The 8,918-nt window shown below is 64.4% G+C and carries 8 protein-coding genes, 1 tRNA gene and 1 pseudogene; 2 read left to right on the top strand and 8 right to left on the bottom strand.

The genetic code is table 11. The features are described from left to right. Positions 1-339: 339 nt before the first annotated feature. Positions 340-717, top strand: a complete 378-nt coding sequence (locus tag FJ222_10670; GenBank protein MBM4164882.1) for an IS30 family transposase — start codon at positions 340-342, stop codon at positions 715-717. A gap of 39 nt (positions 718-756) precedes the next feature. Then, positions 757-1,239, top strand: a pseudogene (locus FJ222_10665) (IS30 family transposase). A 238-nt stretch (positions 1,240-1,477) separates the two neighbouring features. On the opposite strand, the gene FJ222_10660 reads toward FJ222_10665, so the two are convergent. From FJ222_10660 to FJ222_10625, 8 genes are all read right to left on the bottom strand, one after another. Beyond that, positions 1,478-1,864, bottom strand: coding sequence for a reactive intermediate/imine deaminase (locus FJ222_10660; protein MBM4164881.1), 387 nt, complete (start codon positions 1,862-1,864; stop codon positions 1,478-1,480). A gap of 20 nt (positions 1,865-1,884) precedes the next feature. Beyond that, entirely contained in the window at positions 1,885-2,868 is a 984-nt protein-coding gene (locus FJ222_10655) for a tRNA-dihydrouridine synthase family protein (GenBank protein MBM4164880.1), read from the bottom strand. Beyond that, positions 2,865-3,953, bottom strand: a complete 1,089-nt coding sequence (locus tag FJ222_10650) for a flippase-like domain-containing protein (protein ID MBM4164879.1) — start codon at positions 3,951-3,953, stop codon at positions 2,865-2,867. Before FJ222_10650 ends, FJ222_10655 begins: the two co-directional genes overlap by 4 nt. Further along, entirely contained in the window at positions 3,865-5,724 is a 1,860-nt protein-coding gene (locus FJ222_10645; GenBank protein ID MBM4164878.1) for a M48 family metallopeptidase, read from the bottom strand. The genes FJ222_10650 and FJ222_10645 overlap by 89 nt, the downstream gene beginning before the upstream one ends. A gap of 7 nt (positions 5,725-5,731) precedes the next feature. Then, positions 5,732-6,316 carry a LemA family protein gene (locus tag FJ222_10640; protein MBM4164877.1) on the bottom strand — a complete coding sequence of 195 codons (585 nt, stop codon included), beginning with the start codon at positions 6,314-6,316 and terminating at the stop codon, positions 5,732-5,734. A gap of 116 nt (positions 6,317-6,432) precedes the next feature. Further along, complete coding sequence (locus tag FJ222_10635) at positions 6,433-7,617, bottom strand: FAD:protein FMN transferase (protein MBM4164876.1); 1,185 nt, start codon at positions 7,615-7,617, stop codon at positions 6,433-6,435. A 301-nt stretch (positions 7,618-7,918) separates the two neighbouring features. Beyond that, positions 7,919-8,293, bottom strand: coding sequence for a GxxExxY protein (locus tag FJ222_10630; protein MBM4164875.1), 375 nt, complete (start codon positions 8,291-8,293; stop codon positions 7,919-7,921). Positions 8,294-8,824: 531 nt separating this feature from the next. Next, a tRNA-Glu gene (locus FJ222_10625) sits at positions 8,825-8,899 on the bottom strand. Between the last annotated feature and the right edge of the window lie 19 nt (positions 8,900-8,918).

The following is an 8,918-nucleotide window of genomic DNA, read 5'->3' as shown; positions in this document are numbered from 1 at the left end:
GACCTGCTTTCCCGCCGGAACGCGCAGTGGATGGTCAGAGAACCCGACCGGCCTTCGGAAAAAGGCAATGAAGCAATCCCTGAACCAGAAACTGACAAAGGTTCAGAAATTAGATGCGTTTGCCCTGTCAAAAAGTCCAGGGCAAACGCATCTAAATTTCTTTCTGAGGCTCTTGCAAGACTCCATGGGCAAGATGCCCGTGCCACTTTGACAGACCAGGGGGTTTGCAAGTGCCTCAATAGACCGCGCGCGCGACCGGCCAGTGCAACACTTGAAGTTTTGAAAACGGCCACGCGGTGAAGTACACTTCCTTCTTGTGCTAACAAGGAAGGAGACAAAGTGTCTTACACGCGCGTGACCGATATAGAGCGTAGCCAGATTTACGTGCTGCGGCAAGCGGGAAATGGGGTCCGTGAGATAGCGAGGCTGCTGCGGCGGACGGCGAGCACGATAAGCCGTGAGGTGTTTCGGAACACAGGTGGGAAGGGTTATCGGCCGAAACAGGCGCAGGAGCTGGCCGAGGAACGTGCGATGCGTCCGGGTCCGAGGCGGTTCACCGAGGTCGTGCGGCTAGACGCGGAAGAGAAGCTCAGGAAAGGCTGGACGCCGGAGGCGATCTGCGGGCGTGCGGAACTGGAGGGGCGGCCGCATGTGTGTAAGGAGACGATCTACAAGCACGTGTACGAGGACGCGAAGGCCGGCGGCGACCTGTGGTAGAGGCTCCCGCGCGCGAAGCGCAAGCGCAAACGCCGCTGCCTGCGGCAGGAGGGGCGCGGGCGCGGCGTGATCCCGGGGAGGCGGGGGATCGAGACGTGCCCGCCTGAGATCGAATTGCGGATCACGGTCGGGCACTGGGAGGGCGACCTAGTGGTCGGGGCGAACGCGACTGGCTACCTGGTGACGCTGGTGGAGCGGGTGACGCGCTACACGCTGGTGGGCCGGTCGGCTACCAAGGAGTCCGACGAGGTGAAGGCCGGAATCATCCGGCTGCTCGCCGCCGTCGGCGTGGCCTGCACGGGCATCACGTTCGACAACGGCAAGGAGTTCGCCCGCCACGCCGAGATCGCGACGGCTTTGAAGTCGGACGTGTTCTTCGCCCGCCCGTACCATTCCTGGGAGCGGGGGACGAACGAGAACACGAACGGGCTGATCCGCCGTCTGTACCCGAAGAGCGAGTCGTTCGCGGCCATCGGCGAGGCGGATCTGAATCGGATCGAAAAGTTCCTGAACGACCGTCCGTCCTGTGCCACAATGCCCTTGCTTTCACACGAGGGAACGATTTTCCCGCCAGCCAGTAGCCAGTGCAACACTGGCTACTGGCTGGCGGGCGCAATAAGATGCATACAGGATACGACTTTTTCACACGCTCTGTTCACATCATTTTCAGGGACGCCAAGGCACGGATGCCCCAGCAGGGCATTCTGGTCCTCCAACTCCAGCAGGCTGTGCAAAATGAACGATGCGTGCCGGCTGTTTCTCAAGCGCCTGCGCGAACCCGGGCCACCGCCTCGATCTCCACTTTCGCGCCCTTGGGCAGCGCGGCGACCTGCACGCAGGCGCGCGCGGGCCGGTGCGCGCCAAACGCCTCGGCATAAACCGCGTTGACCGCCGCAAAGTCGGCCAGATCGGTCAGAAACACCGTGGTCTTGACCACCGCGTCCAGGCCGCTTCCGGCCGCGTCCAGCACCGACCGCAGATTGGCCAGCGCCTGGCGCGCCTGCGCGACCGTGTCGGCCGCCAGCGGCCCGCCCGCCGGGTCGAGTCCCAACTGGCCCGAACAAAACACCCAGCCATCCGCCCGGATCGCCTGGGCATACGGGCCCACGGCCTCCGGCGCCTCTCGTGTCGCAATTGTCATCATCATCGTCGCTCCTGGTTCAGGGTTCATGACTCCATCCCATTGCGCTCCGGAATCCAGCCGGGCGCGCGGGCGAACCAGGCGTCAACCGCCCGGCGGTAGTCGTCTAGTGTCGCGCTATGCTGAATGCGTTTGAGCGTCTGCGGGCCATCCGTCAGGGACTGGGAGAGATAATACCACAATTCCTTAAACCGTCCCAGCACCGGTCTCTCGCCGAAAAGAACCGCGCGGTTGGCCTCCAGCAGATCGTCCAGATAGGCGCGGAACCGCGCAAGATCGCGTGGCGCTTCCGCGCCAGATCCAGCGCGCAGCCGCTCAGGCAGGAACGGGTCGGCGGCGACGCCGCGTCCGATCATCCAGCGCGTCACGCGGGGAAAGCGCGTCTGCAGCCGCGTCAGGTCAGCGGGCGCGCGGATGTCGCCGTTGTAGACCACCGGATGGATGCAGGCCTCGCACGCTTCGGCGAAGCGGCCGAGGTCCACGGGCCCCTCGTACATCTGGCGGGCCGTTCGCGCGTGGATCGCCACTTCGCACAGCGGCACGGCGTTGATCACGGGCATCCGTCGCAGCAGCAGGTCGGGGGTGTCGACGCCGAGGCGCACCTTGACCGAGAATCCGCCGGGCAGCGCTTCGCATCCCGCCTCCAGCATCCGGCGGAAATCGTCTTCCCGCGCCATCAGCCCCGCGCCGCGACCCTTTCTCACGACCATCGGCCACGGGCACCCCGCATTGAGGTCCACCCGCGCATGACCCTTGTTCTTCAGGGCCGCAATCATCACCCGCAGCAACTGCGGGTCGCGGCCGATCACCTGCGGGACCACCGGGATGCCCTGGGGCAGCGCGGGGTCCACATCCGCCAGCAGCCCCGGCTTCACCCGGTCGCCCGCCACCAGCGGCACAAAGGGCGACACCGCCGCGTCCAGTCCGGAGAAATGCCGGGCCCAGACCTCGCGGAAGGTCCGCACCGTCACACCCCGCAAGGGGGCGAGGATCAGGGATCCGGGGTTCATTGGGGCACCCTCAATCCCTTGCGGCGCCTGCCAAGAACAAACGGCACCGCCCCGAGCAGGTTCACCAACACCACCGCCAGATGCCCGCCCAGACTGAGCGCCACCAGATCGGTGGTGTCGAACTGCAGGGGCCCGGCGAGCCGTTGCGCGGCCAGCTCGCGCACACCGAGACCACCGATGGAGACCGGCAGAGCCGAAACCATCCCGAAAAGCGGGATCACGGTCCACACGCAAAAGACCGGCAGGGCCAGGCCCAGCGCCCGGATCACGAAGACCTGACTCCAGGTCTTGAAAAGCTGCGACGCCAGGGCGGCTCCCAGGGCGGGAATGAACAGCCGGGGCGCCGCCACCCAGTCGAGGATCGCATCCACGAGCGCGGCACGCCGTCCGCGGATGCCCTCCCCCGCCGGGGGCCGTCTGCTCCGTCGAAACCTCCGGGCCGCCGCCACCGCCGCCGGGATTAGCGCCAACACCCCGAGCAGAAAGGCCGCTGCCCATGCCGCGCGCGCCGTGCGCAGCAGCAGCGCAAACACGCCGATGCCGAGCAGCACCGCCAGATTGAGCGCGCGATCCAGCAACACGCTCGTGACCACAAATCCGGCCTGGCCCTGGTCGCGGGCCATGGCATAGCCCTTCACCACGTCGCCGCCGACATTGGAAGGCAGAAAGCTGTTAAAAAACATGCCGATCCAGTGGCAGGCGCCGACCTGGCGGTAGGTGATCGCGGGCAGGCGCGTGCGCAGGATGCAAAACCACGACATTGCTCCCGCGAATCCGCCGAAAATCAGAACGAGCAGCGCCAGGGAGAACACCCCCGCATGCGCTCCGCCCGCGCGCTCCAGCAGCACGCCGGGGCCGATCATCCGGAACGTCACCGCCAGCAGCGCCACGGTCACGGCGACCTTGATCGCGATCATCAGGTGGTTGCGTGTGTTGGGGTTCATCACCGCTGAGCCCCGTGCCTGACTCCGTCCATGACCGCCTCCCCCTGTTCGCTCACCCGGCGGCGACCGGCGGCATCGGCACGTCCATGGCGTCGGCGATGGCGCGGAGCAGATCCGCCTCGTTGGGTGCGGTCTGGCCATCGGCCAGAACACAGCGGGTGCAGGCCTCGATGACCTTCTTCTTGACCTGCGGCGATGCTTCGGAGAGCGTGTTGAGCGCCAGATCGACATCGCCAAGCGATGTCCGCGCGGCGTCATAAGCCGGCGATTGCCCTTCGAGCGTCCGCATCCCCTCCTCGAAAGCGGCAGCGGCGGCCTCGCGGCTCTCCGTGCCCCAGGCGGCCAGCGCGGTCATCACGGTCCGGCAGGCCGGCAGCACCTGGTCGACGGTGCGGTAGCGGATCGGCGCGGCGCTGACTTTGCCGAAGGCCGGCTCCACATGACGCACAATCAGATGCTGCAGCGCGTATTCGAAGAGATCGATCTGATCGTCGGCCTCGGTCATGATCTGCATGACCCGGCGAAAAACCTGATAATCCGCGCGCGGTAAAATCTTCAGCGTCGGGATCGCCAGCTCGGCCAGCGGTAGCCGCAGCGCTGCCGGCAGCGAGACAGTTGCGGCCGCCAGCGCGGCCAGGCGGGATTCCGCCTGCGGATCCAGAGATAGCATCGCCTGATCCTGGCGCGCCCGGACATCGGACCGGGCCGCGCGCAACAGGGCGTAAATCAGCGTGCGCGCCGCGACCGGGTCGCGCGCCGCCTCGCGCAAGGCCTTCGGAACCGTCGCCAGCAGGGATTGCGCGGCAGCCAGATCCACCGTGCCTGCGCCCGCGCTCCTCCCGGCGGCAAAGCCGGAGACCGCCGCCGGGGCCGCTCCGGCTGACGGAGCCGACGCGGCCCACGCGGCGATTTGCGGATTGGACGCCGGGTCGAGGCGGCGGATGCGCTCTTTCAGCGGCGGATGGGTGGCGAACAGGCTCATCAGGCTGCTGCCGATCGCGTCCCCGAAGAACAGGTGGCTCGCCTCGGAGGCATGCGCGTTTCTGACTTTGGCGCCAGCCGCGAATCCGCCGATGCGCTTCAGCGCGCCGGCGATGCCGGAGGGATTGCGGGTGTACTGCACCGCCGAGGCATCGGCCAGAAACTCCCGCTGGCGCGACACGGCGCTCTTGATCAGGTTGGCGAAGAAGACGCCGATGTAGCCGATGATGATCATCGCCAGACCCAGCAACGGCAGCGGATTGCCGCCGCGCTTGTTGTCACGCGAACGCCCCCCGCCGCCGCTGAACTGGGTCGTGCGGAAGATGATCTGGCCGATCACGGTGATCATCAGAATCCCGAACAACACACCGATGAGGCGGATGTTGAGCCGCATGTCGCCGTTGACGATGTGGCTGAATTCATGCGCGATGACCCCCTGCAGCTCGTCCCGCGTGAGCTGCCGCACGCATCCGCGCGTCACGCCGATGATCGCGTCACGGGTCGAGAATCCGGCGGCAAAGGCGTTGATGCCGTCCTCGGCATCGAGCATATAGACCTGCGGCACGGACACGCCTGCCGCCAGGGCCATCTCCTCGACCACATTGAGTAACCGGCGCTCGTCCGGATCGGTCGTGTTCGGGAGCACCGGACGTCCGCCCAGCGAACGCGCCACCGCGGGGCCGCCTCCGGAAAGCTGAGCGGTCTTGAACAGCGAGCCCGCCAGCACGACGGCCACCACGCCGACCGTCACCCCGAAAAAGAGTTCGGGTTGCCAAAAATCTGGAACGGGTTCACCCGCCTCGGAGCCCCCGAACACCATTCGCACGACGATATACAGCGCCAGCGCGATGCCGACGACCGCCAGGCCGTAAAGCACGACCAGCCAGCCTGTGCGTTTGCGCGCACTGTCCTGATGTCCGTAAAAATCCATGATCGCCTCAGAAGGTCACTTTGGGCGCTTCGCGCTCGGCCTTGGCCGTGATCTCGAAGAGCGTCGCCGCCTCGAAGCCAAACGCGCCGGCGAGCAACACAGCAGGGAAGCGTTCACGGGCAATGTTGTAGGCCATGACGGCGTCGTTATAGGACTGCCGCGCAAAACCCACCTTGTTTTCGGTAGACGTGAGCTCTTCCATAAGCTGGCCCATCTGCTGATTGCCCTTGAGCTCGGGATAGCTCTCGACCACCACCATCAGGCGGCCCAGCGCGCCTTGCAGCACGCCCTCGGCGCCCATCAATCCCTGCATCGTCTGGGCATTGCCCGGATTGCCGGCCGCCGCCTGATTCGCGCCGACGGCCTGATTGCGCGCCTGGATGACCGCTTCGAGCGTCCCGCGCTCGTGCTTCAGGTAGCCCTTGGCCGTCTCCACCAGATTGGGAATCAAGTCATAGCGGCGTTTCAGTTGCACATCGATCTGGGCGAACGCATTCTTGAAGCGGTTGCGCATCGTCACCAACGCGTTATAAATCCCGATCACCAGCATGGCCAGAACGGCCAGAACGATCAACACGACGATCCAGAACATGAGCACCCCCCTGTTGCAAACGCCCCGGAAGCCCCACGCTGGGACGACCGATAAGCGGGGAGTAGATTACCCCGACTGCCTTCCGAACGCAACAGCAAAGAATCACACCGGGCTCCTCAGCGCATGCGAAAACCGGGGGAGGCCACGGTGCGCACGGGCTGCTCGTCGAGCACCCAGAGGGCCTGGCAGCCGGGGAAGCCGGCGAGCAGGCGCAGCCCGGCGTCGGGGCCGAGCACAAAGAGCGTGGTGGAGAGGGCGTCGGCCTGGACGGCGGTCGGGGCGATCACCGTGACGCCAGCCACGCCGATGACTGGGCGGCCGCTGCGGGGGTCGATGATGTGCGCATAGCGGACACCGTCCAGCACCACAAAACGCTCGTAATTGCCCGAGGTCGCGGCGGCCTCGCCCTCGCGCAACACGACCGTGCCGAGCATTCGGTCGGTGTGGAAAGGGTCGCGCACGCCGATCCGCCAACCGGTCCGCCCGGCGCCGGGGACGCCATGCGCGCGGAGGTTGCCGCCCAGATTGATCAGAAAGTCGGTTTCGCCCGCCGCGCGCAGCCGGTCGTAGGCCAGGTCAACCGCATAGCCCTTAGCGATGCCGCCGAGGTCCAGCCGCATCCCCGGCAGCGCCAGGGCGACTGCGGGTGCGGCCGGGTCCGAGAGGTCCATCCGGACATGCCGCCACCCGACCCGTTCACGCGTTTCGGCGATGGCGGCGGCGGCGGGCGGATGGGATACGGGCCCGCCGCGAAAACCCCACAGCGTCATCAGCGGGCCGACGGTGGGATCGAACGCGCCGCCCCCCGCCTCGGCCACGTCGAGCGCATGGCGGAGGACGGCCGCAACGTGGGTGTTGACCGGCACGGGGGTCGGATCACCGGCTGCGGCGTTGACCGCATTCAGGACGCTGTTCGTGAGGAAGATCGAGAGATCGCGTTCGATCTCGGCGAATACCGCGCCGACCGTCTCGCGCAACCGCTTCACACGCGCCGGCTGACCGGCCGGCGCCGAGACGGCGGCGGCAGTTCCCATGCACAGCCACTGCAAGGATTGGGGCGGCGGCGCAGGCTTCCCGCCCGCACAGCCCGATGCCGCCAGCAGGAGGATGGCCGCTAGCAGACGGGCCGCCGCTGATCGGCTGGCGCTCGCAATACTGGGGTGCGCGATAGAAACCACCTGGATACCATTCCGGCTGTCCGGACGTGCTACCCACCCCGCACAAAAGGTTCTTCCGCCGGTGTCGGGGTCCTCATGCTGCCCGGCGAAATCTTGCGTATCAAGTGTATAACCCTCATTCATGATGTGCTGCTGTAAACGGACGGAAGGCCCGTACCGAGTGGCGCTAAGTTAAGCGATGTTTCCGATCATAATCGTAATCGTAATCGTAATCGTAATCCGTTCTCCACCAAAAGATTAAGATCAAGATTAGGATTATGATTATGATTAAGATGGCAATAGCCCCTTAACTTAGCGCGATTCAGGCCCGTCTCTTGTCGGGTCTCTTTCTTCTAGTTCAACGTAAGGTTCATCGGGCGGTACTCATTCCGATGCAACCTGTTGTTGAATTGTTTTTACCACAGAGTGCACAGAGGTCACAGAGTTAGAGTTTAAACCGCTCGATGCCATCCACCAATCGCGGAACGTTAAAGTTGATCAGCAGCCCGGTTTTGATCCCGGACAGTTTCATGTACGTCAGCAGTTGCGCTTTATGAATTCCATTGACCGCCTCAACGGCCTTAAGTTCGAGAATCAACCGGTCATCGACCAAGACATCCATGCGGTAGCCGCAATCCAAGCGAACGCCCTTGTACGCGACGGGCATCGGTTGTTCCAGCTTGAATGGAATCCCGTTTAGGCGCAGTTCATAGGCCAGGCACTGCTGATACGTTGATTCCAGCAAGCCCGGTCCAAGAACGCGATGAACTTCAATGGCGCATCCAATAATCTTGCCGGTGAATGGATCCTGATCCACCATTTCCTCTGTGCCCTCTGTGTTCTCTGTGGTGAACAATCTTGCTTCAACGAATAGCGTTTTATCCCTCGTGCGGCGAGTATATGATGGTTGCTGTTTGCAAACAAGCGGTTTATTGCCGCATGTGGGATAAAATGTTGTTGAACAGAGCCACGGGGTGTCGATAGACGGCTATGGGGTTTGAATGCCCGGTTTCGTTCTGGTGTGCCGGAACAGAAGGCGCCAGCGGCTTTGTTTGGACTTGGGAATGCTCAAAAGGCGGTCCCGATTGGCGCCGATTGGGCCGTGAGGCGCTGTAACTAGATCGGTTTTGCCGTAGCGGGTTTTGGCGTGTGTTGTCATGCGGGTCCGGCGCGGCCATCGTTCTCGTTCTCGATTTCACGATTCGAGACCGGTCCCGGTCCCGATTTCGATCCCGATAAACCCTGTCTCAATCCTATTTTCGATCCCGCCGCAGGCCGGTGGCCCATCCGAACCCTGAACCCTGCGCTTGCACAAACCGGAGGTTTTGCACGCGCTTCGCCTGTAAAAAGATGGCGCGCCCACGGGGAATCGAACCCCGCTTCCAGGGATGAAAACCCTGTGTCCTAACCGATAGACGATGGGCGCAAACGGCCACGAGAATAGC

Source organism: Lentisphaerota bacterium, assembly GCA_016873675.1.
Taxonomy (GTDB): Bacteria; Verrucomicrobiota; Kiritimatiellia; order RFP12; family JAAYNR01; genus VGWG01.
Note: the sequence above shows the minus strand (reverse complement) of the source record. Positions and strands in the feature narration are given on the sequence as shown.